The sequence below is a fragment of the Achromobacter piechaudii NBRC 102461 genome, assembly GCF_001571245.1.
GTDB classification, from domain to species: domain Bacteria; phylum Pseudomonadota; class Gammaproteobacteria; order Burkholderiales; family Burkholderiaceae_B; genus Achromobacter; species Achromobacter piechaudii.
On record NZ_BCTK01000005.1, the window covers coordinates 174,299 to 199,263 of the forward strand.

Consider the following 24,965-nt stretch of genomic DNA (forward strand, 5'->3'; position numbering starts at 1 on the left):
GGGAATAGGCCGAGGTAAGGATAAGGGGAAGGGGCGGGATCAGGCGGCCAGGCGCGCCAGCGTTTCTTCCGCCAGGGCCAGGCTGGAAGTCAGCCCGGGAGATTCAATGCCGAACAGGTTTACCAGGCCCGGCACGCCGTGCACGGCCGGGCCGGCAATGACGAAGTCGGCGGCGGGTTCGTGCGGGCCCGAGATCTTGGGCCGGATGCCGGTATAGCCCGGCGCCAGCGCGTGGTCGGGCAGGCCCGGCCAGTAGCTGCGCACGGCGGCGTAGAACACGTCGGCGCGGGCCGGGTCCAGGGTGTAGTCCTCGGTGCCGATCCATTCGGTGTCGGGACCGAACTTGGCCTGGCCGCCCAGGTCCAGCGTCAGGTGCACGCCCAGGCCGGCGTGTTGCGGCACGGGGTAGATCAGGCGCGAGAACGGCGCGCGGCCGGCCAGCGTGAAGTAGCTGCCCTTGCACAGATAGTCGGTGGGGATGCTGGCGGGCGGCACGCCGTCGATGCGGCGGGCCAGCGCGGGCGCTTGCAGCCCGGCCGAATTGATCAGCACGTTGCAGGTCAGCGTCATGGCTTCGTCGCCGCCGAATTGCAGTTCGAAGCCGCCTTCGGGGCGCACGCGGCCCGACACCAGCGGCGTGTGGAACACGCATTGGGCGCCGGCGTTTTCGGCGTCGCCCTGGAACGAGAGCATCAGGGCATGGCTGTCCACGATGCCCGTGGACGGCGACACCAGCGCGGCCGTGCATTGCAGCGCGGGCTCCAGGCGCATGGCCTCTTCGCCCGAAATGAATTGCAGGTCGTCCACGCCGTTGGCGCGCGCGCGTTGCGCGATGCCCTCAAGCTGGGCCGCCTGATCGCGGTCGGTGGCCACGATCAGCTTGCCCAGGCGTTTGTGCGGCACCCCGCGTTCGGCGCAATAGGCGTACAGCAGATGCTTGCCGCGCACGCACAGCCGCGCCTTGAGGCTGCCGGCCGGGTAGTAGATGCCCGCGTGGATCACTTCGGAATTGCGCGAGCTGGTGCCGGTGCCGATGGCCTCTGTGGCCTCGGCCACCAGCACTTCTCGGCCCGATTGCGCCAGCGCCCGCGCGACGGCCAGGCCGACGACGCCAGCCCCGATCACCACGCAATCGACGTCCACGCTCATGGTGCTTTCCTTTCGGACCGGGCGCCGGCCGGCGTCAGGTCAAAGCCGCCAGCGTGAAACACCAGCGGCGGTTCATTGCTGTGACCGCAATGCTCCACTTCGCCCACCATGATGATGTGGTCGCCCTCTTCGTAGCGGCTGCGGTTGCGGCATTCGAACCAGGCGGCGCAGTGCCCGTCCAGCATCGGCGTGCCGCCCGGCGCGTGATGCACCGTCAGGCCGGCGTAGCGGTCGGGCGTCTTGCCGGTGGCGAAACGGCGCGCCAGTGCGATCTGTTCGGCGCTCAACACGTTCACCACGTAGCGGTCGCATTGCTCGAACGCCGCCAGGGACGACGACGCGCGCGACAGGCTCCACAGGATCAGCGGCGGATTCAGGGATACCGAGTTGAACGAGCTGACCGTCAGGCCGATGGGGGCGCCATCAAGCCCGGCGGCCGTCACGACCGTTACGCCGGTGGCGTAGCGGCCCAGCGCGGTGCGGAAAAAAGCGGCGTCAAAATCAGGGGAGGAGGCGGGCATGCAATCGGTAATTGGGCGGGCGCGGCTAGGCGCCCGGCATCAGGGCGACAGGCGTTCGATCTTCCAGGCCGGGCCGTCCGCGACATAGCGCAGCCGGTCGTGCAGGCGCGACGGCCTGCCTTGCCAGAATTCGATCGCGGTGGGCTTCAGGCGGTAACCACCCCAGTGCGGCGGACGCGGCGGCTGATCGCCAAAGCGCTCGCGGAATTCCTTTTCACGGGCTTCCAGCGCGTCGCGCGTAATGGGTTGGCTCTGGGGCGAGGCCCAGGCGCCAATGCGCGAACCGGCCGGGCGGCTGTGATAGTAGGCGTCCGACTCTTCGGGGGCGACCTTTTCGACCACGCCTTCGATTCGCACCTGGCGTTCCAGCGGCTGCCAGAAAAACAGCAGGCTGGCGCGCGGCTCGGCGGCCAGATCCTGGCCCTTGCGGGATTCGTAGTTGGTGAAGAACGTGAAGCCGCGCTCGTCAAAGCCCTTGATGAGGACGATGCGGGCGCTGGGCTGGCCGGTGGCGTCGACCGTGGCCAGCGTCATCGCGTTGGGTTCGGGCACCTTGGCGGCCAGGGCTTCATCGAACCAGCGGGTGAATTGCTCGAACGGCGAGGCGGCGGCCTGGTTTTCCAACAGGACGTTCTTTTCGTAGCTTTGACGCAGATCGGAGACGGACATGAGGAGTGGGATTCAGGGTGGATAACAGGGAGTTTATACCGCCCCGGGCACCGCCCGCCCTTTGACCCCGCGCAGACCCTGGGGATGTTTCCCCGGGCAGGAAGGCGCATCGCGGGCTCAGGCCCCTTCGGGCAGGGTGTGGCCGTCTTCCTCCAGCAGGCGCGCGATGGCGTCCAGGCGGGCGTCATGGATGCCGGCCGCGCGCAGCGCCTGGGCGGTCTGCACCACGTAATCCGTGCATGGGCCATAGCGGCCGGCCGCCCGCCGCACGATGGCCAGCAGCTCTTCCTGGGGCAGGGCGCGGATGTAGGCGGGGTTGTCGCGGTTCATGATGAACACCAGCGCGCGGACGGTGCCGGTCTCGGTGGTGCAGTTGATCCAGCGGGGCAGATACGCGCCTGTGGACATCTCGCGTTCCCAGAGCGCCGGGAAATACGTGGGCACCTGGCTGCCGGCCAGGCGGTAGACGACGCCCCGGCACGAACCGCCCCGGTCCAGCCCGAACACCAGGCCGGGGCACTCGGGCGTGCCCCGATTCACCCGCGACCACAGGCACAGCGCGCGGTGGTGGCCGCGCAAGGTGGCCAGCCGGCGCTCCATGAAATCGAAGTCGGGCCGCCAGATCAGTGATCCGTACCCATATACCCAGACATCTTCCCCGGCTTGCCAATGGCGCAGCGCATCTTCCAGCGAGGCCTGTCTTTCTTCGGGGGTCCACAGACGAAAGGGCAAGCTGGCGCCGGCAACGCCGGGGGCGGAAGAAGGGGACTGCGTGTTCACGACTAAGGGTTCCGGTCAGACTCTAGCGGGGGATTTCGATTGGCCCATCCGCCCGCCATCAAGGCCAGCGAATAGGCCCAGAACAAGGGGGCAACGCCAATTACCGCACCCAGCGCGCCGAAGGTCAACGGCAGCGAGACCTGAGAGCCGTTGATCAGCGCCATGCGCAGGCCCACGGCCTCGGCCGCGCGACCGGGCGGAGAATGCTGGTGCAAGAGCGACAGCATACTCGGCTGGCAGCAACCCAGCGCCAGACCCAGGATGAAAGACAGCACGATCAGGACGGTAACGTCGGTGAACAGCGGGTAAAGCATGAAGTCGATGGCGGCGGTGGCCATCGCCACCCGCACCAGGGTCCAGGACCGGACCCGGCGCATGATCAGCGGCAATACCAGCCGGATAACGAAAGTTGCCGCCGCGAACGACGCAAGAATCACGCCGATGGTCGTCGCAGACAGGCCGATGGCGACACCGAAAATGGGCACCACGAACAAATGCGTGTCCCAGGCGCCCGACAGGATCGTATTGACCATCAGGATCCGGCGCAGGGCGGGCACGGCCAGCAGTTCGGTCACGCGGCGGCGCTGCGCTTCTTTGGCGCCTGACAGCTGGGAATCCACCGCGCGCAGCTGGTGGCGCATGGTGTACAGCCCGATGCCCGACAGGATCGGCCCCAACGCCAGCAGGCCGAACGCCGTGCGCGTGCCCAGGTGATCGATGGCCAGGCCGGCAATGAGCGGGCCGGAAAAGCCGGAGCCCGCCAGCGCCAGCGACATGAACGAGAAATTGCGCAGGCGCTGCGCCGGTTCGGCGTGGCCCAGCAGATCCTGCGTGGCGACCTGATGCAGCATGAAGCCGATGCCGATACAGCAGGAGGCGATCAGCAGCGCGGTCTGCGTCTGCGAGATGAAAGGCAGCGCGGTGCCCACAGCCACGAGCGTGGTGCCGATGACCAGCGGGCGCACGATGCCGACCCTGTCCACCCATCGGCCCGCGCGCACCGAAAACAGCATCGGCAGCACCGCGAACACCGCCACCAGCGTGCCGACCTTGAAGGTGGACAGCCCCATTTGCAGCGCGGTCAGCGAAACGGTGATCCGGCCACCCGTCAGCGCCACGTGATTCATCATCGCCAACAGGCACAGCAGCACCGCCCCGGAAAATTCCGGGGAACCAGAGGGCGAGGAGGGGGATCTGTTGGAGGTAGACACGGCGTTAACTGCGGTCATTCTGGGCGGATCGTCGCCCTATGTCGAGGCGTGGGTTTTTTGCAGTGCCGCATAGTGTTTCTGAACACGCTAGCGAGTTAGCCGCCATCTAGCGGGCAAGTCGCGCGCTTAGGGGGCAAGATCGCCGCACGTTCCCGGCAAGTTCCGCGTAGCGGTTGCTGGCCGGTTCACCCGTGCGTCCCGGCCGTTGTATCGTTCTTGCAACGGAACAATCGGATGCGGCGCCCGTGCGGGTCCGACCGATTGTTTTTTCACCGCATTACCGATTCACCGTTTTGCCTTCACCGGTCATCGCCCTGCGAGACCACTCAGTTAGGATGGCGACCCAGGCTTGCGTGACGCTCGCCTGCTCGCCACTCATCACCAGGTGCAATGAAAAAGTCCCGCAGTAAGTTCAAGCGTTATGCGCTCATCGCCGTCGTCGTCCTGTTGGGAGGCTGGGCAGTGCGCGCCATGTTCTTCTCGGCTCCGCCGCCGCCGACCTTCGCCGTGGCCGACGTCACCCGCGCCAATCTGGAAGACAGCGTGCTGGCCAGCGGCACGCTGGACGCCATCGAGCGGGTCAGCGTGGGCGCGCAGGCGACCGGCCAGCTCAAGTCCCTGAAAGTGGAACTGGGCGACCGCGTCAAGAAAGGCCAACTGGTGGCCGAAATCGATGACCTGACCCAGCAGAACGATCTGCGCAACGCCGAGGCGGCCTTGCAGACCCGGCGCGCCGAACGGGCCGCGAAGGTCGCCATGCTCAAGCAGGCCGAACTGGCCTACAAGCGGCAGCGCCAGATGCTGGCCGCCGACGCCAGCTCGCGCGAAGCGTACGAATCCGCCGAAGCCACGCTGGGCGTGACCCGTGCCGAGATCGCGTCGCTGGACGCCCAGATCGCGCAGGCCGAGATCCAGGTGGACACGGCCAAGGTCAACCTGGGCTATACGCGGATCGTCTCGCCGATCGACGGCAAGGTGGTGGCGGTGGTGACCAAGGAAGGCCAGACCGTCAACTCCATCCAGAGCGCGCCCACCATCATCAAGGTGGCGCAGGTGGACACCATGACGATCAAGGCGCAGATCTCCGAGGCCGACGTCACCCGCGTCAAGCCCGGCCTGCCCGTGTACTTCACCATTCTTGGCGAACCCGACCAGCGCTACGAGGCGACTTTGCGCGCCGTCGAGCCCGCGCCCGACTCCATCCAGAAAGACGACGCGACCAGCTCGCTGACCTCGTCCACCGGCAGTTCGACCACCGCCGCCGTCTATTACAACGGTCTGTTCGACGTGCCCAACCCCGACGAAAAGCTGCGCATCTCGATGACCGCGCAGGTGTTCATCGTGCTGGGCGAAGCGCGCGACGTCGTCGTGGTGCCGGCCTCGGCGCTGGGCAAGCGCGGCGAAGATGGCCGTTATGCCGTGCGCGTCGTCCTGAAGGACAACAAGACGGAAGTACGCCACGTCAAGATCGGCATGAACAACAACGTCCAGGCGCAGGTGCTGGAGGGGCTGGAGGTAGGCGAGCGGGTCGTGTCGGCGGATTCCGCGCCGGCCGTCGCCGCCAAGCCGGGGGCCTGACATGAGCGGACCGCTGATCGCGTTGTCCGGGGTGCGGCGGGAATTTCCCGCCGGCGACCAGACCATCGCCGTCCTGAAAGACGTCAACCTGACCATCGAAGCCGGCGAGATGGTGGCCATCGTGGGCGCGTCCGGCTCGGGCAAGTCCACGCTGATGAACATCCTGGGCTGCCTGGACCGCCCGACCCGGGGCGACTACCGCGTGGACGGCCGCAGCACGGGCGAGCTCGACCCGGACGAGCTCGCCGAACTGCGCCGAGAGCATTTCGGTTTCATCTTCCAGCGCTATCACCTGCTGTCCGACCTGACGGCGCAGGGCAACGTCGAGATGCCCGCCGTCTACGCCGGCAAGCGCCGCGAGGCTCGCCAGGAACGCGCCCTGCAATTGCTGGCGCGGCTGGGCCTGTCTGACCGGTCCGAGCATCGCCCCGGCCAGCTTTCCGGTGGCCAGCAGCAGCGCGTCAGTATCGCGCGCGCGCTGATGAACGGCGGCGACATCATCCTGGCGGACGAGCCCACCGGCGCGCTGGACACGCACACCGGCCAGGAAGTGCTGCGCATCCTGGAAGAGCTGAACGCCGCCGGTCACACCATCATCATCGTCACGCACGACATGAACGTGGCGCGGCACGCGCAGCGCATCATCGAGATCAGCGATGGCGAGATCGTGGCGGACAAGCGCAACCCCGACGCGCCGCGCCATGACGCGGCGCGCGATGCGCCGCCCGAACTGCCCAAGCGGCCGGCCTGGCAGTCGTACCTGGACCGCTGCGGCGAAGCCTTGCGCATGGCCTTGCTGTCGATGAACGCGCATCGCCTGCGCACATCGCTGACCATGTTGGGCATCATCATCGGCATCGCCGCCGTGGTGTCTGTGGTGGCGCTGGGCGAGGGCTCGCGACGCAAGATCCTCGAAGACATCAGCGCCATCGGCACCAATACGGTCGAAGTGTTTCCCGGCAAGGATTTCGGCGACGAAAAGGCGATCAACATCCGCACACTGGTCGCGGCCGATGCCGACGCCCTGGCGCGCGAACCCTATGTGGACAGCGTCACGCCCGAGGTCGCCACCAGCAACACGCTGCGCTACCGCAACGTGTCGGTCAACGGCTCCATCCAGGGCGTGGGCGAACAATACTTCCGCGTGCGCGCCATCCAGTTGGCGGAGGGCAAGTTCTTCGATGAGACCAGCGTGTTGCGGCGCGCGCAGGAAGTGGTGATCGACGAAGGCACGCGGCGCACCCTGTTCGGCTCGCACACGGAACCCATCGGTCAGGTCATCTTCCTGGGATCCATGCCGGCGCGGGTGATCGGCGTGACCGCCAAGAAAGAATCGATGTTCGGCAACAACGAATCCCTGAACGTCTGGATTCCCTACACCACGGCGCTGTCGCGCGTGCTGGGCCAGCAGCATCTGAAAAGCATCACGGTGCGCGTCAGCGACGCGACGCCGCCGGCCGCCGCCGAAAAGGCCATCGAGCGCGTGCTGATGCGCCGCCACGTGGTGAAGGATTTCTTCGTCTTCAACACGGACGCCATCCGCAAGACCATCGAACGCACCACGGCCACGATGACCCTGCTGGTGTCTTTGATTGCGTTGATCTCGCTGATGGTGGGCGGCATCGGCGTGATGAACATCATGCTGGTGTCCGTCACCGAACGCACCCGCGAGATCGGCGTGCGCATGGCGGTGGGCGCGCGGCGCAGCGACATCATGCAGCAGTTCCTGATCGAAGCCGTGCTGGTCTGCCTGATCGGCGGCGCGATGGGCATCATCCTGTCGCTGGCCCTGGGCGTGCTGGTGTCCAAGGCCACGGGCGGTTCGTTCCAGATGATTTATTCCACGGCATCGATGGTGGCGGCATTTACGTGCTCGACGCTGATCGGTGTGCTTTTTGGCTATTTGCCGGCGCGCAACGCGGCGCGCCTGGATCCCGTCGAGGCGCTGGCCCGGGAATGAGGACGATGAAAGCGGTTTCCCCGATTTGCAAACCTCTTGCGCTGGCGCTGCTTCTGGCGCTGGCCGGATGCGGCAGCCTGCTGCGCACCGACTACGAACCCCCGCTGACCCAGGTGCCTGCCGCCTGGACCTATGGCGATCCGGCGAACGCGCAGGCGCCCTTGGCCCAGGGCGGCGCATGGTGGCGCAATTTCGACGACCCGGTGCTAAATGGCCTGATCGATGCGGTGCTGGCGCGCAACAATGATCTGGCCGCCGCCGCCATCCGTGTGCGCCGCGCCCAATACCAGGCGGGCCTGACCGAAGACCAGTTGATTCCGCAACTGGGCGGCGACGCCAGCCTGACGCGCAACCGCAACCTCTATGGCGACCGCGCCATCACGCGCGGCAATCAGGCCCAACTGACCGTCAGCTACGAAGTGGACCTGTGGGGCAAGCTGTCGCGCCAACGCGATGCGGCCCAGTGGGAAGCGCTGGCGACCGAACAGGACCGCCAGTCCGCCGCCTTGTCGCTGGTGGGCACCACCGCCACGCTCTATTGGCAGACCGCGTTCATCAACCAGCGCATCGCCAGCAGCGAGGAAAGCATCGCCTACGCGCGTCGCACGCAGGACCTGGTGCGCGCGCAGTACGCGGCCGGCGGCGCGTCGGCGCTGGAACTGGCCGAAGCCGAACAGACGGTGGCCAGCCAGCAGGCCGCGCATGCCCTGCTGGTGCAGCAACGCGTGGAATACACCAACGCGCTGACCATCCTGTTCGACGGGCCGCCCGACCGCAGCATGGCCAACCCGCCGCGCTTGCCGCCGTATCCGCTGCCCGAGGCGCGCGCCGGCGTGCCGGCCGATCTGCTGGGCCGCCGCCCCGACCTGCGCGCCGCCGAAATGCGGCTGCGCGAGTCCCTGGCCAACGTGGACGCCACCCGCAGCAGCTTCTATCCCCCCGTGACGCTGACGGGCGCGGTCGGCAGCGCCAGCCCCACGCTGTCGAACATGCTGCAAAACCCCGTCGCGACGCTGGGCGTGGGCCTGACGCTGCCGTTCCTGCAATGGAACCAGATGCAGCTGAACATCAAGATATCGAAGGCGGACTACGAAGAACGCGTCGTCAATTTCCGGCAGGCCCTGTACCAGGCCATGGCGGATGTGGAGAACGCGCTGTCGAACCGGACCCAGCTGACGTTGCAGGGCGAGCAACTGGCGCTGTCCCTGCGCGCCGCGCGCGAGGCCGAGCGTTTGTACGAGGTGCGCTACCGGGCCGGCGCCGTGTCGCTCAAGGATTGGCTGGACGCGCAGGAAAAGCGCCGCACGGCCGAGATCGCCCGCGACGAGAACGGCTTGAATCGCCTGGTGAATCAGGTGACGGTGTACCGGGCGCTGGGCGGCGACGATCAGGTCCAGGCCTTGCCCTAAAATAGCCGCCATGGACTTTCCCGACCCCACCCAAGCGCCCGCCGCCGACCTGGACCGCCGTTTCGGCGGCCTTTCCCGTTTGTACGGACCGCAAGCGCCGGCGCACTTTCAGCGTGCGCACGTGGCGGTTGCCGGCTTAGGCGGCGTGGGGTCGTGGACCGTCGAGGCGCTGGCGCGTTGCGGCGTCGGCGCGCTGACGCTGATCGACCTGGACCATATCGCGGAATCCAACGTCAACCGGCAGTTGCACGCGCTGACTTCCACGCTGGGCCAGTCCAAGGTGGATGCGATGGCCGAACGGGTGCTGGAAATCAACCCCGAATGCCGGCTTACGCGCGTGGACGACTTCGTGTCGCCCGAGAACGTGGCCCAGGTGCTGCCCGGCCCCTATACCGTGATCATCGACTGCACCGACCAGGCCGCCGCCAAGATCGCGATGATCCTGCATGCGCGCGCGATAGGCGTGCCGATATTGCTGTGCGGCGGCGCGGGCGGCAAGACCGATCCGCTGGCCTTGCGGGCGGGTGATCTTTCGGGGGCGGTGAACGACGCCCTGCTATCCAAGCTGCGCAACAAGCTGCGCCGGGAGCACGGCTTTCCGCGCGCCTCCGACCAGAACGGCAAGGCGCTCAAGCGCGTGCCGAAAATGGGCGTGCATGCGTTGTGGTTCGACCAGCCCGCCATCCTGCCCGATGCCTGGACGCGCCCCACCGAAGGCGAGGACGATCTGGGCGCGGACGGGCAGGCGGCAGCGCCGCAAGGCCTGTCCTGCGCGGGTTATGGCTCGGTGGTGACAGTGACGGCCGCCATGGGCATGGCCGCCGCCAACGAAGCGCTGCGGATGGCGCTGTAAAAGCGCGTCGCCTGTCCCTGCGGCACGTCTTTACAGCGCCACGAACACCATGCCGTCTTCGATCCTGACGGGATAGCTCGCCACGTTGTCGCGCAGGGGCGAGCACAAGGCCCGGCCGTCGCGCACGTCGAAGCGGCCCTGGTGCAGCGGGCATTCGATTTCATGGCCGGTCAGAAAGCCGTCGCACAGGCGGGCGTTGCCGTGGGTACAGAGATTGTCCGTGGCGTAGACCTGGCCTTCGACGCCGTACAGGGCGATCTCGCGGCCGCCCGCCTGCACGGCGATGACGTCTTCTTCGGGCACATCGGCGTGGGCGATGGCCTTGATCCATTGCGTGGTCATGGTGGCGGTCCTGGCTAGATGGGGTAGATGAGCGAATTGGGCACCAGCTCGCTGTCGAAGATGCACAGCCGCGATTCGAACTTCAGGCCGTCCGGCGTATTGCGCACCACATCCAGGTAACGCCCCACGTTGAATACGGTGGTCAATTGATTGGGCTTGGTGCGAAAGACGGCGTAGTTGGCTTCGGCCTCGATACGGTCTCCCTCCACCAACAGCACGCGCGGCGCGCCGACCACGTGGCGCTGGTAGTAGGGGTCGTGGAAGATCGTCTCGGTGGCGCCGTAGATGCGGTCCTTCAACATGGCGCGGCTTTCAAACGCCATGGTGGCCAGCGGGAAACCACGCTCGTGGTTTTCGCGGGGCAGCACCTTGTAGACGCAATCCTCCAGGAAGAAGTCGGGCCACTGCTCCCACTGTTCGGCGTCCAGCGCGGCGGCGTAATCGGTGTAGAGGCAGGTCAGCCGGTAATAAAGCGGAAAGTCCAGCATCGTCATGCCTCCATCACGCGGCGCCAATACGCGTACATGCCGCGGATCAGCGTTTCCGTCACCATGTGGTCGGTGTTCTCGGCGGTCTTGCCACCCAGTTCCGCCACGCTGCGGTGCCACGGCTTCTGTTGAAAACCCGATTGCGAAAATTCGATCACTTCCCCGTCGTCCGCCGACACGAAGCCGGCCGGGCCGAACAGGTTGGCCTGGCGCAGCCGTCGCCGCGTCATGTCGGGCGTGTCGTCGGCAAAGCCGAAGTGCGTCCAGACGAAGTCGAAGGCGTCGTGGCCTACGGGCTGGATGTGGCGGGTGGACAGCGAATTGACCTGCTGCTGGATGATGACGCTGGGAAACAGCGTCATCAGCACGGCGGTGGGGCCGTTCCACCAGGGCTCCGGCACGATGTCCAGGAAGCGGTCATCGTTCAGCGACATCTGTTCCTTGAAGCTGGACACACCGCTGGTCACGCTGCCCTTGCCGCCCTGGCCGCGCGTGGAAATCATGGCGGCGTGGCGGAAATGGCGATCCATCTTCAGTTCGGACCGGTTGTCCGCGCGCCACAGGCCGAAGGTGACGAACCACGTGTGCAACAGGCCCGGGTGGTAGGGGTCCTTGATGTTCTCCTGCATCAGCTTCCAGTTGCCGGGAATGCGCTGGCGGCTGTAGCCGTGGATCACCAGTTGCCGTCCGTCGAAGACGCGGTCGAAGTAATGCAGGATGTCGGGGCCCAGATAGTCTTCCAGCGGCTCGGCGTCGTGGTCGAACGAGGCGAACACGACGCCGTTCCGACAGGCCACCGCCAGCTTGGTCAGGCCGTGGTCTTCCGTCTTGAAGTCGGCGGGCATGCCGCCGTTCACCTTGCCGTCCTGCTTGACGCCGCGCCGGAACGGCACGCCGATCAGGTTGCCTTGCAGGTCGTAGTTCCACTGGTGGTAGGGGCAGACGAATTCGCTGCGGTTGCCGGAACGCTCGCGGCAGAACTGCACGCCTCGGTGGGCGCAGACGTTTTCCACCACGCGCACCTGGCCGTCGTTGTCGCGCAGCAGGATGACCGAGCGTTCGCCGACCGCCGTGCGCTTGAAGTCGCCGGGGTTGGGGATTTCGGCTTCCAGGCCGACGTAGCACCAGTGGGCCTGGTAGAAGAAGCGCTCCAGCTCGCGCTGGTGCAGGGCGGCGTCGGTGTAGACGCCGAAGGGAATGCGGTGGGAACCGTCGTCCGGCCAGGGCGGGTCGATGGGCATGGTTTGTCTCCTTGCATTTTTATCGCTGCATCTTCAGCCACCCGATGAAATAAATAAATAGAATCTGATCAATAAACCTAATCACCAGAATCAATATTGGTGGAGACAAGCGCATGAACCTGAAAGACGTGGACCTGAATCTGCTGGTCGTCTTCAATGAATTGCACAAGCATGGCCGGGTGTCGTCTGCCGCGCAGAGCCTGGGCATTTCGCAGCCCGGCGTCAGCAATGCGCTGAACCGATTGCGCAAGCTGCTGGGCGACGAGCTGTTTCTGCGGACCTCGCGCGGGATGGTGCCCACGCCTTACGCCGAGTCGCTGGCGCAGCCCATCGGCGATGCGCTGGCGGCGCTGCACGGCACGCTGAACGCGCGTGCGCGGTTCGACCCGGCGCGCAGCGAGCGGGCGTTCGTGATCGGCGTGAACGACGTGGGCGAAACCTATTTCCTGCCGCGCCTGATGCGGGCGCTGGACGGGGCCGCGCCGGGCGTCACGATCCGCACCGTGCGCACTACGTCCATCGACGTGCGCGACGAAATGGAGCGCGGCCGCATGGATCTGGCGATGGGTTTTCTACCCGGCCTGCAAAGCGGATTTTTCCAGCGCAAGCTGTTCAGCCAGCCCTATGTGTGCATCTTCAGGCGCGACCATCCGCTGGCGCGTTCCGGCGTGTCGGCCCGGCAGTTCCGCGCGGCCGAACACGTGGCCATCGTCTCGGAAGGCACGGGGCACGGCGTGGTGGACGAGGTGATTGCGCAGGCCGGCATCGAACGGCGGCTGCGGCTGACGGTGCCGCACTTCATCGCGGTGGGGCCCGTGTTGCAGGCCACCGACATGATCGCGGTCGTGCCGCAGCGCTTTGCCGACTGCGCCTGTGGGCCGTTCGGGCTGGCCACGGCGCCCTGTCCGGTCAAGATTCCGGAATCGGTCATCAATGTGTTCTGGCACGCGCGCAACCATCGCGAGCCGGCCAACCAATGGTTGCGGCAGGTGGTGGTGGAGCAGTTCGCCGATCAGGACGGACGCGTCAGCCTTCCCGCAGCGTGACGGTGAACCAGCCGCGCAAGGCATTGGACAGCCGGATTTCCTCGGCGGCGTGCAGGTCGGCCAGCGTCAGCACGCGTTCGCGCACGTTGTCGGTGTCCAGCAGTTCGCCGCGTTGCACGCCGGGCAGGCAACCGCTGTCCACGGGCGGCGTGTACCAGCGCCCGTCCAGGCGCAGATAGACATTGCTGCGGCTGCCTTCGCACAGTTCGCCGCGTTCGTTCAGGTAGAGCAGGTCAAAGATGTGCGGATGCGCGGGCAGCCACTCGATGGTCTTGGTGTACCAGGGGCGATGCGTGGTCTTGTAGCGCAGCAGCGGCTCGGTGGACCGCAGGGATTCGGGCGCCAGCATCACTTCCTGCACGGCGGGCAGCGGCGGCAGCATGGCGGTCTGGATGTGGCGGCTGCCGTCGCGGGCGACCAGCAGGCGCAGCCGGTGCGGGCCGGGCGTCACCAATCCCATGGCGGCGATCATGATGTCGCCTTCGACCGCGCGCCCGCCCCAGCCATAACCGAGATCCTTGCACGAGGCTTCTAGCCGCTTCAGATGGCGGGCCAGCAGGGGCACGCGTTGTTCGGCGTCAACCAGGATGGTCTCGATCAGTTCGGGTTGCATGGGACTCTCCTGGAAAAGGGCGGTGCGGCCGCGCTCTATGCTACTACCGCTGTTGCGGGGATATCCAGCGCGTGCGTCAGGCACGCAGGATCCGGGCTTTCCAATGGCATTCCTGCCATTCTTCCGCCGGGTCCGAATCGTGCACGATGCCGCCGCCCACGCTGTAGACGCCGTGGCCGGCGTCGTCCAGCACCAGCGTGCGGATCGCCACGTTCAATGAAAAATCGCCGTCCGGCGCCAGCCAGCCGACGCTGCCGCAGTACAGGCCGCGTGGCGCGCTTTCCATCTGCCGGATGCGGCGCATCGCCGCCACCTTGGGCGCGCCGGTGATCGACCCGCAGGGAAACAGCGCGCGCAGCACGTCTTCCAGGCTGGCTTGCGGCGCCTCGGCCGACACCGTGGACGTCATGGTCCAGACGGTCGGATAGCGTTCCAGCGAGAACAGCGCGTCTACCTTGACCGAGCCCGGCCGGGCCAGCCGGCCCAGATCGTTGCGCAGCAGATCGACGATCATCAGGTTTTCGGCGCGGTTCTTTTCGCTGGCCAGCAGGGCTTGTCCCAGGCGCGCGTCTTCGACCGGATCGGCATCGCGCGGCGCGGTGCCCTTCATGGGGCGCGTGGTCAGCCGCGCGCCTTCGCGCCGCACGAACAGCTCGGGCGAAAACGACAGCACCGTGCGCGCGCCATCCTGGATGAACGCCGCGTGCGAGACGGGGTTGCGGGCGGCGATGCGGCGGTACAGCGTGGCCGCGTCGCCCTGGTATTGCACGTCCAGCGGCTGCGTGAAGTTGACCTGGTACAGCTCGCCGTCCGCGATCAGGCCCCGGATGGCGTCGATCTGGCGCACGTAGTCGGCTTCGGTCATGCGCGGCGCGGGCAGGCTGATGGCGCCCGGCATGCTGGCCGCGTCGGGCGCGTCCCAAGGGGCTTCGTCGATCTTGCGTTCGAACACCAGCGCGGTCAGCCGGGGGCGGCCATCATCCTGCGCAGGCGACCAAGGCCCCGCAGGCGCGGCCAGCGTGGCTTCCGGCAGCAGCCATTCGCCCAATTCGTAATCCAGCAACAGGGCCACCCAGCGGCCCTGCTGGCGCTCGGCCTCGATGGCGGCCAGCGCGGGGCCGACCTCGGCGGCGGCGCGCGCCTCGATCCGCGAGCAATAGCCCTCGAACTTCAGCGCGCGGCCGGCCAGCCGGTCTTCAAAACGACAATACATGCTTGCTACGGTTGTTGATGTGCCAGGAATTCCGTCAGGACGCGTCCGGTATGGGAGTGGTCGGCCAGGGTCATCACATGTTCCGGCGAGCCTTCGGCAACCAGCTGGCCGCCGCCCGTGCCGCCTTCGGGGCCCAGGTCCAGCAGCCAGTCGGCTTCGGCGATGACGTCCAGATTATGCTCGATCACGACCACGGTATTGCCGGCTTCCACCAGCCGATGCAGCACATGGATCAGCTTTTCGACGTCGGCCATCGACAAGCCCACGGTCGGCTCGTCCAGCACGTACAGCGTGTGCGGGATGCGCGAGGCGCGGCCGGTCTTGATCAGGCCGTCGGTCAGGCGCGCCTTGGACAGCTCGGTCACCAGCTTGATGCGCTGCGCCTCGCCGCCGGACAGCGTGGGCGAGGGCTGGCCCAGCGTCAGGTAGCCCAGGCCCACGTCCTGCATCAGTTGCAGCGGGCGGTGGATCTTGGGATGCGCGGCGAAGTAGCCGATGGCATCGTCCACTTCCATGGACAGCAGCTCGCCCGCGTTCTTGCCCCGCATCTGCACGCTGAGTGTGTCGCTGTTGAAGCGCGCGCCATTGCACGCGTCGCAAGGCACTTTGACGTCGGGCAGGAAGTTCATTTCGATGGTGCGCATGCCCTGGCCTTCGCAGATGGGGCAGCGGCCGTCGCCGGTATTGAACGAGAAGCGCGCCGCCGTCCAGCCGCGCATGCGGGCTTCGCGGGTGTCGGCGAACTGCTTGCGCACGTCGTCCCAGAAGCCCACATACGTGGCCGGGCATGAGCGCGGCGTCTTGCCGATGGGGGTCTGGTCCACTTCCAGCACGCGGTCGATGGCTTCCCAGCCCTTGATGCTCTCGCAACCCGCCCAGCCCGGAGACTTGCCTTGCGACACGGCCTGGGTCAGGTTGTCCAGCAACACTTCGCGCGCCAGCGTTGACTTGCCCGAGCCGGACACGCCGGTCACCACGCTCAAACGGCCCACCGGAATCTTGGCGTCCACGCTGCGCAGGTTGTGCAGGCGTGCGCCCCGGATCTCGATCATGGGCGTGTCGGCCTCGACCGGACGGCGGCCCTGCAACGGATGCGCCAGCGGTGTTTTCAGATAGCGGCCCGTGACCGATTCGGGCGCATCCATCACGTCCTGCACGGTGCCTTGCGCCACGACGCGGCCGCCACGGATGCCCGCGCCCGGTCCGATGTCGATCACGTGCGAGGCGCGGCGGATCGTGTCGTCGTCATGTTCCACCACCACCAGCGTGTTGCCGTTGCCTTCCAGGCGCGCCAGCGCATCGAGCAGGATGCGGTTGTCGCGCGGGTGCAGGCCGATGGTCGGTTCGTCCAGCACGTAGCAGACGCCTTGCAGGTTGGAGCCGAGCTGCGCGGCCAGCCGGATGCGCTGCGCTTCGCCGCCAGACAGCGTGGGCGCGGCGCGGTCCAGTGCCAGATAGTTCAGGCCCACTTCCTGCATGAAGTTCAGGCGGCCGCGGATTTCGGTCAGGATGTCGCGGGCGATCTCGCCTTCGCGGCCGCGCGCCACCAGGCCGGTGAAGAAGGTGTGCGCGTCCGACACCGGCAGCGAGGCCAGCTCGGCAATGGACTTGTCGCGCCAGCGCACGGCGCGCGCCACGCGGTTCAGCCGTTGCCCGTCGCACTGCGTGCACGCCTTGGTCTCGCCTTCATACCAGGCGTTCCAGGCGGTTTCCTCGCCGGTCTGTTCTTCGTCAAAGCCCTGCAATTGCAGGCCCGTGCCGTAGCAGCCCGTGCACCATCCATGCTTGGAGTTGTACGAGAACAGGCGCGGATCCGGTTCAGGAAAGCTCGTGCCGCAGGACGGGCACGCGCGCTTGACCGAAAAATGCTGCTGCTGCAATTCGCTGTTCAGCGCTTCGTGCAGCTTGTTCACGGGCCATACCACCGACATCACGCCCTGGCCGTTTTCCAGCGCGCTCTTGACGGCGGCGCGCAGGTCCGCTTCGTTGGCCGGGTCCACGACGACGTCCGCTACGGGCAGTTCGATGGTGTGTTCCTTGTAGCGGTCCAGGCGCGGCCACGGGGCCACGGGGATGAACTCGCCGTCCACGCGCAGGTGGCTATGGCCCTTGGAGCCGGCCCATTTGGCCAGGTCCGTGTAATAGCCCTTGCGCGCGGTGACCAGCGGGGCCAGCAAGCCGATGTGCACGCCCTTGTGGTCGCGCAGCAGGCGGGCCACGATCTGGTCGGTGTTCTGCGGTTCGACGGCCACGTTGCAATCCGGGCAGTACTGCGTGCCCAGCTTCACATACAGCAGGCGCAGGAAATGGTGGATTTCCGTCATCGTGGCCACGGTGGACTTGCGTCCGCCCCGGCTGGTGCGCTGTTCGATGGCGACGGTGGGCGGAATGCCGAAGATGGCATCCACGTCGGGTTTGCCGGCCGGCTGCACGATGGCGCGCGCGTAGGCGTTCAGCGATTCCAGGTAGCGCCGCTGGCCTTCGTTGAACAGGATGTCAAAGGCCAGCGTCGATTTGCCCGAGCCGGACACGCCGGTGATCACGGTGAACTTGTCATGCGGAATTTCAACGCTGATGTTCTTCAGGTTGTGTTCGCGCGCGTTGCGGATCTCGATCGCCATGTTGCCCTGGCGGCGCGCGCGCATCACGGATTGCAGCGGCCTGCCTTCGCCTGCGCCGCTGGCCGCGTCGTAGCTGGCGGCGGGTTCGGCGATGCGGGCCGTCAGGCCGGCCTGCTCCACTTCTTGCGCGTCGATATCGCTGGTGACCGCCACGTCAGCCGGCAGGATGCTGACTTCGTAATCGCGCAGGGCCGCGCCCGTGTGCGACTTGGGGTTGTCCATCAGGTCCTGCGGCGTGCCCACGCCGATGAGCAGGCCGCCGGCGTCGCCGCCTTCGGGGCCCAGGTCGATCAGCCAGTCGGCCGCGCGGATCACGTCCAGGTTGTGCTCGATGACCAGCAGCGTGTGGCCAGCGGCCAGCAGCTTGCGGAAGGCGCGCATCAGGCGCGCGACGTCGTCGAAGTGCAGGCCGGTGGTGGGTTCGTCGAACAGGAACAGGCTGCCCTTCTTGGCGACCTTGGCGGTGGAAATACCGCTGCGGGCGGCTTCGGCCAGATGGCCGGCCAGCTTCAGGCGCTGGGCCTCGCCACCGGACAGGGTGGGCACGGGCTGGCCCAGCCGCACGTATTCCAGGCCCACGTCGGCCAGTGGCGCCAGGCCGGTCTGCACGTCGCGCAGGCCCTTGAAGAAGTCGAGCGCTTCGCTGACCGTCATGGCCAGCACTTCGTCAATCGACGCGCTCTTGCCCAGGTGTTCGACGCGCACTTCCAGCACTTCGGGGCGGAAGCGCTTGCCGTCGCAGTCGGGGCAGCGCAGGTAGACGTCGGACAGGAACTGCATCTCGACGTGTTCGAAGCCCGTGCCGCCGCAGGTCGGGCAGCGTCCGTCGCCGCCGTTGAAGCTGAACGTGCCGGCCGTGTAGGCGCGTTCGCGCGCCAGCGGGGCCTGCGCGAACAGCTTGCGGATGGCGTCGAATGCGCCCACGTAGCTGGCGGGGTTCGAACGCGCCGTCTTGCCGATGGGCGTCTGGTCCACCATGACCACGTCGGCGATCTGTTCCGCGCCCAGCAGGCGCTCGAACGCGCCCGGCGTTTCCGACGGCTTGCCCTTTTGCTTGAGCAGCGCGGGGTACAGCACGTCTTGCACCAGCGTGGATTTGCCCGAGCCGGACACACCGGTCACGCAGACCAGCCGGCCCAGCGGCAGCTCGACGGATACGTTCTTCAGGTTGTGCGCACTGACGCCTTCCAGCAGCAGGCGCGGCGTGTTCGCCGCCACCGGCATGGGGCGCGGCGCTTCCACGCGCTGACGCCCGCCCAGGTAGTTGCCCGTCAGCGTTTCGGCTGCGCGCAATTGCTTGGGCGTGCCGTCAAAGACGATGTAGCCGCCGCGTTCGCCCGGGCCGGGGCCGATGTCGATGATGCGGTCGGCAGCGACCATCACCTGCGGATCGTGTTCGACCACCACCAGCGTGTTGCCGGCGTTGCGCAGCCGGTGCATGACTTCCACCACGCGGTGCATGTCGCGCGGGTGCAGGCCGATCGAAGGTTCATCCAGCACGAAAAGCGTGTTCACCAGCGACGTGCCCAGCGCGGTGGTCAGGTTGATCCGCTGCACTTCGCCGCCCGACAGCGTGCGGCTCTGGCGGTCCAGCGTCAGGTAGCCCAGGCCCACGTCGCACAGGAATTTCAGGCGCGCGCGCACCTCGGTCATGAGCAGGTCGGTGGCTGCGTCCAGCGCGCCCGAGAAGGACAGCTCGTCAAAGAAACGCCGCACCCGTTCGATGGGCAGCAGCATCACGTCGTGGATCGACAGGCCGCCCAGATGGTTCAGCTGATCACGCGTCCAATTGGCGCCCACGGGCATGAAGCGCTGATAGCGGCCATCTTCGGGCGGCAGCACGGTGTCGGCTTCTTCACGGGTGCCCAGGCGCCACAGCAGCGCGTCGGGCTTGAGGCGCGCGCCATTGCAGGTGGGGCAGGGCGTGTAGCTGCGGTACTTGGACAGCAGCACGCGCACGTGCATCTTGTACGCCTTGGTTTCGAGCCAGTCGAAGAAGCGCTGCACGCCGTACCACTGATGCTTCCAGGCGTCGTTGCCGCCCTTCCAGTCGGGCGTACCGTACAGCACCCAGCGCTTGTGTTCTTCGCTGAGGCTTTTCCAGGGCACACCCAGCGGCACGCCGGCGCGCGGGGCGTATTTTTGCAGCTCGTCCTGGCATTCCTTGTAGGACGGCGTGGTCCACGGCTTGATCGCGCCTTCCATCAAGGTCTTGTTTTCGTCGGGGATGACCAGGCCGAAGTCGATGCCGATCACGCGGCCAAAGCCCCGGCACGCCTCGCAGGCGCCCAGCGGCGAATTGAACGAGAAGCTGCTGGGCAGCGGGTCGGTGTATTCGATATTGCAGTCGGCGCAGTGCAGGCGGTCGCTGTACTTCCAGATGTCCGCGTTCTCGCCCTCGGCGTTCATGACGTAGACGGCCAGATGGCCGGCGCCCATGCGCAGCGCCGTGTCCAGCGCTTCCATGATGCGTTCGCGTTCGGTGCCGGCGAAGCGGAAGCGGTCCTGGATGACGTGCAGGATTCGGCGTTCTTCGCCGGCGTCCTGGGCGGCCTTGCCCTTCTTGGCGCCCTTGGCTGCCTTGGCGCCTTTGGCGAGCGTGGCGCGCGGCACGGCGGTTTCCTCGGCGTGCACGCGGGTGTAGCCCTGCTGCTCAAGAAAGCCGCGCACTTCTTCTTCGGTGAAGTTGGCGGGCACGGCGATGGGGAAGGTCACCACCAGGCGCGGATCGCCGGCCACGGCGGCGCGTTCGGCCAGCGAGTGGTAGACGGATTCGGGCGTGTCGCGCCGCACCAGCTTGCCGCAGCCGCGACAGTACAGGCGCGCGCCGCGCGCGAACAACAATTTCAGGTGGTCGTTCAGTTCGGTCATCGTGCCGACCGTGCTGCGCGAGCTGCGCACCGGGTTGGTCTGGTCGATGGCGATGGCGGGCAGGATGCCTTCGATGCGGTCCACCTGCGGCTTGTCCATGCGGTCCAGGAACTGGCGCGCATAGGGCGAGAAGGTTTCCACGTAGCGCCGTTGGCCCTCGGCGTACAGGGTGTCGAACGCCAGCGAGCTTTTGCCGGATCCCGACACGCCGGTCACGACGACCAATTCCCCGGTGGCGAGGGTCAGGTCCAGGTTTTTGAGGTTGTTCTGGCGTGCGCCAACGATGCGGATTTGGGAGCTCATGGACGGTATCGTAGCCTGAGGGAAGGCGGCTGCCCGGGCGATAAGCCATCGCTGGTTCCAAGCGCGCCGATATGGAATAATTGCCTATATTGTGAACCGCATGTCCATATTGTGGACAGCGCTAGGCCAGGTTGCTGTACAAATAAACAGTATCGCAGATTCGTCTGAATTTCGTGCTGTCGGCATTGCGAATCTGTGCGTTTCTTCGTAATGCTCTTAACGGCGCAGGGTTCTTATCTGGGGACGTTCTTGTCGGAAACCAAGGTCGCGGGCGCCGCGGCATTCGCAAAATTCATGGCCGTGTTGCAAGCGGTGGCCGATGCGCCCGAACCGCCCACGGCCGCCGCGCTGGCGCGCAGCTGCGGCTATCCCCGCCCCACCGTCTACCGCATCGTGGCCGCGCTGGCCGAGCAGGGCATGGTGGCGGAAACGGGTGGCGCGTATCGCCTGGGCACGCGTTTGATGTCGCTGGCCAGCCGCGCGTGGTCCCAGTTCGACCTGCGCGCCGCGCTGGCGCCCGACCTGCAAGCCCTGCGCGACGCCACCGGCGAAACGGTCCACCTGGCCGTGCCGGCGGGCCACGAAATGATCTATATCGACAAGCTGGAAAGCCCCGGCCCCGTGCGCATGGTGTCGCGGGTGGGCGCTTCCGTGGCGCTGCATTCCAGCGCCGTGGGCAAGGCCTACCTGGCCGCGCTGGACGAAGCCCCGCGCGAACAGCTGTTGCGCAGCCTGCCGCTGCCGGCGCGCATGCCCGGCACCGTCACCAGCCTGCCCGCGTTGCGGGCGGTGCTGGATGAAGCCCGAGGGCGCGGCTACGCCATGGACGACGAAGAAAACGAAGCCGGTATCGTCTGTTACGGCGTCGCGCTTTGCGACGCGTCCGGCCGCCCGGTGGCGGGCGTCAGCGTCAGCACGCTGTTGTTCCGGCGCCAGGACAACCCGCAAACCGCCTACATCGACCCCTTGCTGCGGCTGCGCGATGCCGCCGCAGCCAAACTTGCCGTGTTGCCGGTGACCACCGGCGGCGCCTGACCGTCAGCCTCAGAGGAATTCCATGACCGCATCTGCCCCCCTCGCGTCCAAGCTGTCCGCCTTGCTGGCGGCCCGGGTCGTCCCCGTCCTGCGCTACACCGATGCCGCCACCGCCGCCTATGCCGCCGAAGTGGCCGTGGCGGCCGGCTGCACCACGCTGGAATTGACCTGGACGATACCCGGCGTGACCGACCTGGTGCGCGCGCTGCGCGACAAGCACGGCTCCAGCCTGCTGCTGGGCGTGGGTACCGTGCTGGACGAAACCCAGGCGCGCGAAGCGCTGGTGGCCGGCGCCGATTTCCTGGTGTCGCCCGCCCTGGCCACCGAGATCGTCGACCTGGCCCACGCCGCCGACGCCTTGTGCCTGTTGGGCGCCTTCACGCCCACCGAAGTGCTGGCGGCCCGGCGCGCGGGCGTGGACGTGGTCAAGGTGTTCCCGGCCGACACCGGCGGCCCCAAGCACCTGGCCGCGCTCAAGTCCGTCTTTCCCGACACCATCTTCTGCCCGACGGGCGGCGTCACGCAGGACAACATGAGCACGTATTTCGCGGCTGGCGCGGCCCTGGTGGGCATCGGCAGCAACCTCTACGACAAGGCCGCCTTCGCCGCGCGCGATACCGCCGCCCTGGTCGCCCAGATCACCCGCACCCTGGAGGCTTCTCATGGCTGACTTCGACATCGTTGCGCTGGGTGAGCCGCTGGTCGAGCTGAACCAGACCCACAAGGGCCAGCTGCAATACCTGCAAGGCTTTGGCGGCGATACGTCCAACGCCGTCATCGCGGCGGCCCGCCAGGGCGCGCGCTGCGCCTATCTGACGCGGGTCGGCAACGACGCCTTCGGCGCGCAGTTCCTGGATCTCTGGAAGGCCGAAGGGGTGGACACCTCGGGCGTGCAGGTCGACGGCGACGCCCACACCGGCCTGTATTTCGTGCAGCACGGCCCGGACGGCCACGCGTTCAGCTATCTGCGCCGGGGCTCGGCCGCCAGCCTGATGACGCCGGCGCTGCTGGAAAGCGGGCTGATCGAACGCAGCCGCTTCCTGCACGTCTCGGGCATCAGCATGGCCATCAGCACCAGCGCCTGCGACACGGTATTCGCCGCCATCGAACGCGCCCGCGCAGCGGGCACACAGGTCAGCCTGGATTCAAACCTGCGCCTGCGCCTGTGGCCCGTCGACCGCGCGCGCGCCATCCTGCGCGAAACCATGCGCCAGGCCGATCTGTTCCTGCCCAGCATGGACGATATGCAGCACATGACCGGCAACGACGACCCCGAACGCACGCTGGACTGGATTCGTGACGGCGGCGCGACCGGCGTGGTCGTGTTGAAGCTGGGCAAGGACGGCTCCATCATCGACGACGGCAAGACCCGCGTGCCTATGGCCGCCTTGCGCGTCGAGGCGGTGGACGCCACCGGGGCCGGCGACTGCTTCGCGGGCAGCCTGATGGCGCGGCGCTGCCAGGGCGATAGTTGGGAAGATGCCGTGCGCTACGCCAACGCGGCCGCCGCGCTGTCCACCCTGGGCTATGGCGCGGTCGATCCGCTGCCGCGCACGCCGCAGGTTCTGGAACGGCTCAAGGCGCTGGCCGGCTGAGGCGGGCGAGGGCAGGTAGAGGTATTTCGGGGACGGGTTGAAGGCGGCCACATGGAGGCTCAAACCGCGTCCATTGGCGCTGCCACGAATTTTCAGGCTAAAATGCCAAGTTATCCGAATTTTTTCCGCCAGCCTGATCCCCGGTTGTGCGGTGACTTTTTTCCGCAAATTCATCAGGAGAATCAACATGGCTGAACGCAAACGCGTGCGTCGTAACACCCTGGAACGCCGTTGCCTGGGCAAGGCCTTCAAGCGCTTGTTCGTCAAGTCGCCCAAGGGTGTGTTCAAGATGCTGGAAAAGATCAAGCGCGTCTAATCGACGTTCTTGGTTTGAAAAATCCCCGCAAGGCGCAAGCCTTGCGGGGATTTTTTTATTCGGTCGCCGGGCCCAGCTTGGGCTTGATGAAGTCCATGAACGCGCGTGTCTTGGCCGGCTGGATGCTGGACGGGTACACGACGAAGATCGAGATCGGGTCTACGGACCAGCCCGGCAGCACGCGCCGCAGCGAATTGCGCTTGATGATCGGGTCCAGCGCCTGGCAGTTCGGCATGCGGGTAATGGCCAGGTCCAGACCGGCAAGCGTGCCGGCGATGCTCATGTTGTTGGCGGCCAGATGGCCGCTGACGGGCACCACTTCGCTGATCGCGCCCTTGTGCAGCGTCCAGTGCGAATGCGCGTCGTCGATGGTGGTGCGCAGGCATTGGTGCTGCGTCAGGTCGGCCGGCGTCTTGGGTTCGCCATGGCGTTGCAGGTAGCGGTCGGAGGCATACAGGTGGTTGTCCAGCGAGACCAGTTCCTGCACCACGGCGCCGCCAGGCCGCGCTGACCTGCCGCCATTGCTATCGCCATTGCCATTGATGGCCTCGGTCGGCGTGACCGAAAAATCCGCGTTGCGGCCAAACCGCAGCACCACGTCGAACGGCGTGCCCTGCGCGTCGGACGCGGTCATCATGCTCAGGTCGAACTCGCATTCGACGTCCGGATAGCGGTCAGTGAAGTCCTTGATGGTTTCCGGCAGCAGCCAAATCGCCAGGCTGTACGGCATGGACACGCGCAGGTTGCCGGACGGGCCGCCGGACAGCGACAGCAGCTGTTCATGCGCCAGGCGGGCCTCGTCGATAAGGCCCTGGCAGCGGCGCATATAAGCCGCGCCCGCTTCGGTCAGGTCCAGCCGCCGCGTGTTGCGGTTGATGAGCCGCAAGCCGATCGCGCGTTCCAGCTCGTTGATGCGCCGAGACAAGGTGGACGTGGGCATGTCCAGCGCGCGCGCGGCCATGCTGAAGCTCTTGCGCTTGGCGACCTCTACAAACAAGGCGATGTCATTGAGCTGGACGGTCGAAGCTTCCATAGGCGTTCCGGATTTGGCCGCACGAGTTTACGCCACTCGCGCACGCCGCCACTTGCACGAATAAGCGCGATATTGCCTAAAAAGCGCATGGGTTGACAGATTTGATTGCAAATTTGAA

At 66.7% G+C, this 24,965-nt stretch carries 21 protein-coding genes; 9 read left to right on the forward strand and 12 right to left on the reverse strand.

What is annotated here, in order from left to right; genetic code table 11:
* Nucleotides 1-39 precede the first annotated feature (39 nt).
* The 5 genes from API01S_RS07455 to API01S_RS07475 all read right to left on the reverse strand — a co-directional run bounded on the left by API01S_RS07455 (nucleotide 40) and on the right by API01S_RS07475 (nucleotide 4,330).
* Nucleotides 40-1,149 (reverse strand): NAD(P)/FAD-dependent oxidoreductase, encoded by a 1,110-nt coding sequence (locus tag API01S_RS07455; RefSeq protein WP_006217605.1) that lies wholly within the window; start codon nucleotides 1,147-1,149, stop codon nucleotides 40-42.
* Nucleotides 1,146-1,670, reverse strand: coding sequence for a flavin reductase family protein (locus API01S_RS07460; RefSeq protein WP_050728048.1), 525 nt, complete (start codon nucleotides 1,668-1,670; stop codon nucleotides 1,146-1,148). The genes API01S_RS07455 and API01S_RS07460 overlap by 4 nt, the downstream gene beginning before the upstream one ends.
* A 39-nt stretch (nucleotides 1,671-1,709) precedes the next feature.
* The gene (gene pdxH, locus API01S_RS07465) at nucleotides 1,710-2,339 is read right to left on the reverse strand and encodes a pyridoxamine 5'-phosphate oxidase (RefSeq protein ID WP_006217607.1); all 630 of its coding nucleotides are present in this window, start codon (nucleotides 2,337-2,339) and stop codon (nucleotides 1,710-1,712) included.
* A gap of 117 nt (nucleotides 2,340-2,456) precedes the next feature.
* Nucleotides 2,457-3,119 (reverse strand): gamma-glutamylcyclotransferase, encoded by a 663-nt coding sequence (locus API01S_RS07470; protein ID WP_006217608.1) that lies wholly within the window; start codon nucleotides 3,117-3,119, stop codon nucleotides 2,457-2,459.
* A 2-nt stretch (nucleotides 3,120-3,121) separates the two neighbouring features.
* On the reverse strand, nucleotides 3,122-4,330 hold the full coding sequence (locus API01S_RS07475; RefSeq protein WP_156329816.1) for an MFS transporter: 1,209 nt from the start codon (nucleotides 4,328-4,330) through the stop codon (nucleotides 3,122-3,124).
* Nucleotides 4,331-4,720: 390 nt separating this feature from the next.
* Here API01S_RS07475 and macA point away from each other — a divergent pair, with 390 nt between their 5' ends.
* The 4 genes from macA to API01S_RS07495 are packed head-to-tail and all read left to right on the forward strand — an operon-like array spanning nucleotide 4,721 to nucleotide 10,130.
* Complete coding sequence (gene macA / locus API01S_RS07480) at nucleotides 4,721-5,908, forward strand: macrolide transporter subunit MacA (RefSeq protein WP_061304036.1); 1,188 nt, start codon at nucleotides 4,721-4,723, stop codon at nucleotides 5,906-5,908.
* Nucleotide 5,909: 1 nt separating this feature from the next.
* Nucleotides 5,910-7,868 (forward strand): MacB family efflux pump subunit, encoded by a 1,959-nt coding sequence (locus API01S_RS07485; protein WP_061304038.1) that lies wholly within the window; start codon nucleotides 5,910-5,912, stop codon nucleotides 7,866-7,868.
* 5 nt (nucleotides 7,869-7,873) lie between these two features.
* The gene (locus tag API01S_RS07490; protein ID WP_061304040.1) at nucleotides 7,874-9,277 is read left to right on the forward strand and encodes an efflux transporter outer membrane subunit; all 1,404 of its coding nucleotides are present in this window, start codon (nucleotides 7,874-7,876) and stop codon (nucleotides 9,275-9,277) included.
* Between the two features lie 10 nt (nucleotides 9,278-9,287).
* A complete protein-coding gene (locus tag API01S_RS07495; RefSeq protein WP_061304042.1) occupies nucleotides 9,288-10,130 on the forward strand; it encodes a tRNA threonylcarbamoyladenosine dehydratase in 843 nt (280 codons plus the stop codon).
* Between the two features lie 30 nt (nucleotides 10,131-10,160).
* Here the strand turns inward: API01S_RS07495 and API01S_RS07500 are convergent, their stop codons facing one another.
* From API01S_RS07500 to API01S_RS07510, 3 genes are read right to left on the reverse strand one after another with little or no spacing between them, the layout of a single operon-like run.
* A complete protein-coding gene (locus API01S_RS07500) occupies nucleotides 10,161-10,472 on the reverse strand; it encodes a non-heme iron oxygenase ferredoxin subunit (RefSeq protein WP_006217614.1) in 312 nt (103 codons plus the stop codon).
* A gap of 14 nt (nucleotides 10,473-10,486) precedes the next feature.
* Nucleotides 10,487-10,960 (reverse strand): aromatic-ring-hydroxylating dioxygenase subunit beta, encoded by a 474-nt coding sequence (locus API01S_RS07505; protein WP_039882789.1) that lies wholly within the window; start codon nucleotides 10,958-10,960, stop codon nucleotides 10,487-10,489.
* 2 nt (nucleotides 10,961-10,962) lie between these two features.
* Nucleotides 10,963-12,201, reverse strand: a complete 1,239-nt coding sequence (locus tag API01S_RS07510) for an aromatic ring-hydroxylating dioxygenase subunit alpha (protein ID WP_006217616.1) — start codon at nucleotides 12,199-12,201, stop codon at nucleotides 10,963-10,965.
* A gap of 113 nt (nucleotides 12,202-12,314) precedes the next feature.
* Between API01S_RS07510 and API01S_RS07515 the strand changes: the two genes are divergently transcribed.
* Complete coding sequence (locus tag API01S_RS07515) at nucleotides 12,315-13,247, forward strand: LysR family transcriptional regulator (RefSeq protein ID WP_061304044.1); 933 nt, start codon at nucleotides 12,315-12,317, stop codon at nucleotides 13,245-13,247.
* On the opposite strand, the gene API01S_RS07520 is transcribed toward API01S_RS07515, so the two are convergent.
* The 3 genes from API01S_RS07520 to uvrA form a co-directional block, all read right to left on the reverse strand.
* Nucleotides 13,228-13,860 carry an aminotransferase class IV family protein gene (locus API01S_RS07520; protein ID WP_006217618.1) on the reverse strand — a complete coding sequence of 211 codons (633 nt, stop codon included), beginning with the start codon at nucleotides 13,858-13,860 and terminating at the stop codon, nucleotides 13,228-13,230. The genes API01S_RS07515 and API01S_RS07520 overlap by 20 nt on opposite strands.
* A 76-nt stretch (nucleotides 13,861-13,936) precedes the next feature.
* Entirely contained in the window at nucleotides 13,937-15,073 is a 1,137-nt protein-coding gene (locus tag API01S_RS07525) for an aminodeoxychorismate synthase component I (protein WP_061304047.1), read from the reverse strand.
* A gap of 5 nt (nucleotides 15,074-15,078) precedes the next feature.
* Nucleotides 15,079-20,868, reverse strand: a complete 5,790-nt coding sequence (gene uvrA / locus API01S_RS07530) for an excinuclease ABC subunit UvrA (RefSeq protein WP_061304050.1) — start codon at nucleotides 20,866-20,868, stop codon at nucleotides 15,079-15,081.
* 210 nt (nucleotides 20,869-21,078) lie between these two features.
* Between uvrA and API01S_RS07535 the strand changes: the two genes are divergently transcribed.
* The 4 genes from API01S_RS07535 (at nucleotide 21,079) to API01S_RS29495 (ending at nucleotide 23,814) form a co-directional block, all read left to right on the forward strand.
* Nucleotides 21,079-21,903: an IclR family transcriptional regulator gene (locus API01S_RS07535; RefSeq protein ID WP_006217621.1), complete on the forward strand. Its 825-nt coding sequence runs from the start codon at nucleotides 21,079-21,081 to the stop codon at nucleotides 21,901-21,903.
* Between the two features lie 22 nt (nucleotides 21,904-21,925).
* Nucleotides 21,926-22,573 (forward strand): bifunctional 4-hydroxy-2-oxoglutarate aldolase/2-dehydro-3-deoxy-phosphogluconate aldolase, encoded by a 648-nt coding sequence (locus API01S_RS07540; RefSeq protein WP_061304052.1) that lies wholly within the window; start codon nucleotides 21,926-21,928, stop codon nucleotides 22,571-22,573.
* Complete coding sequence (locus tag API01S_RS07545; RefSeq protein WP_050728039.1) at nucleotides 22,566-23,498, forward strand: sugar kinase; 933 nt, start codon at nucleotides 22,566-22,568, stop codon at nucleotides 23,496-23,498. Before API01S_RS07540 ends, API01S_RS07545 begins: the two co-directional genes overlap by 8 nt.
* 187 nt (nucleotides 23,499-23,685) lie before the next feature.
* Nucleotides 23,686-23,814, forward strand: coding sequence for a hypothetical protein (locus API01S_RS29495; RefSeq protein ID WP_006226408.1), 129 nt, complete (start codon nucleotides 23,686-23,688; stop codon nucleotides 23,812-23,814).
* 55 nt (nucleotides 23,815-23,869) lie between these two features.
* Here API01S_RS29495 and API01S_RS07550 read toward each other — a convergent pair whose 3' ends face one another.
* On the reverse strand, nucleotides 23,870-24,847 hold the full coding sequence (locus tag API01S_RS07550; protein ID WP_006217625.1) for a LysR family transcriptional regulator: 978 nt from the start codon (nucleotides 24,845-24,847) through the stop codon (nucleotides 23,870-23,872).
* Between the last annotated feature and the right edge of the window lie 118 nt (nucleotides 24,848-24,965).

Coding starts and splice junctions, on each gene's coding strand:
- API01S_RS07535 (WP_006217621.1), top strand. CDS start 21,079: ATGCTCTTAACGGCGCAGGGTTCTTATCTGGGGACGTTCTTGTCGGAA.
- API01S_RS07545 (WP_050728039.1), top strand. CDS start 22,566: ATGGCTGACTTCGACATCGTTGCGCTGGGTGAGCCGCTGGTCGAGCTG.
- API01S_RS07460 (WP_050728048.1), bottom strand. CDS start 1,670: ATGCCCGCCTCCTCCCCTGATTTTGACGCCGCTTTTTTCCGCACCGCG.
- API01S_RS07490 (WP_061304040.1), top strand. CDS start 7,874: ATGAAAGCGGTTTCCCCGATTTGCAAACCTCTTGCGCTGGCGCTGCTT.
- API01S_RS07485 (WP_061304038.1), top strand. CDS start 5,910: ATGAGCGGACCGCTGATCGCGTTGTCCGGGGTGCGGCGGGAATTTCCC.
- API01S_RS07495 (WP_061304042.1), top strand. CDS start 9,288: ATGGACTTTCCCGACCCCACCCAAGCGCCCGCCGCCGACCTGGACCGC.
- API01S_RS07455 (WP_006217605.1), bottom strand. CDS start 1,149: ATGAGCGTGGACGTCGATTGCGTGGTGATCGGGGCTGGCGTCGTCGGC.
- macA (WP_061304036.1), top strand. CDS start 4,721: ATGAAAAAGTCCCGCAGTAAGTTCAAGCGTTATGCGCTCATCGCCGTC.
- API01S_RS07540 (WP_061304052.1), top strand. CDS start 21,926: ATGACCGCATCTGCCCCCCTCGCGTCCAAGCTGTCCGCCTTGCTGGCG.
- API01S_RS07550 (WP_006217625.1), bottom strand. CDS start 24,847: ATGGAAGCTTCGACCGTCCAGCTCAATGACATCGCCTTGTTTGTAGAG.
- API01S_RS29495 (WP_006226408.1), top strand. CDS start 23,686: ATGGCTGAACGCAAACGCGTGCGTCGTAACACCCTGGAACGCCGTTGC.
- pdxH (WP_006217607.1), bottom strand. CDS start 2,339: ATGTCCGTCTCCGATCTGCGTCAAAGCTACGAAAAGAACGTCCTGTTG.
- uvrA (WP_061304050.1), bottom strand. CDS start 20,868: ATGAGCTCCCAAATCCGCATCGTTGGCGCACGCCAGAACAACCTCAAA.
- API01S_RS07505 (WP_039882789.1), bottom strand. CDS start 10,960: ATGCTGGACTTTCCGCTTTATTACCGGCTGACCTGCCTCTACACCGAT.
- API01S_RS07510 (WP_006217616.1), bottom strand. CDS start 12,201: ATGCCCATCGACCCGCCCTGGCCGGACGACGGTTCCCACCGCATTCCC.
- API01S_RS07525 (WP_061304047.1), bottom strand. CDS start 15,073: ATGTATTGTCGTTTTGAAGACCGGCTGGCCGGCCGCGCGCTGAAGTTC.
- API01S_RS07500 (WP_006217614.1), bottom strand. CDS start 10,472: ATGACCACGCAATGGATCAAGGCCATCGCCCACGCCGATGTGCCCGAA.
- API01S_RS07515 (WP_061304044.1), top strand. CDS start 12,315: ATGAACCTGAAAGACGTGGACCTGAATCTGCTGGTCGTCTTCAATGAA.
- API01S_RS07520 (WP_006217618.1), bottom strand. CDS start 13,860: ATGCAACCCGAACTGATCGAGACCATCCTGGTTGACGCCGAACAACGC.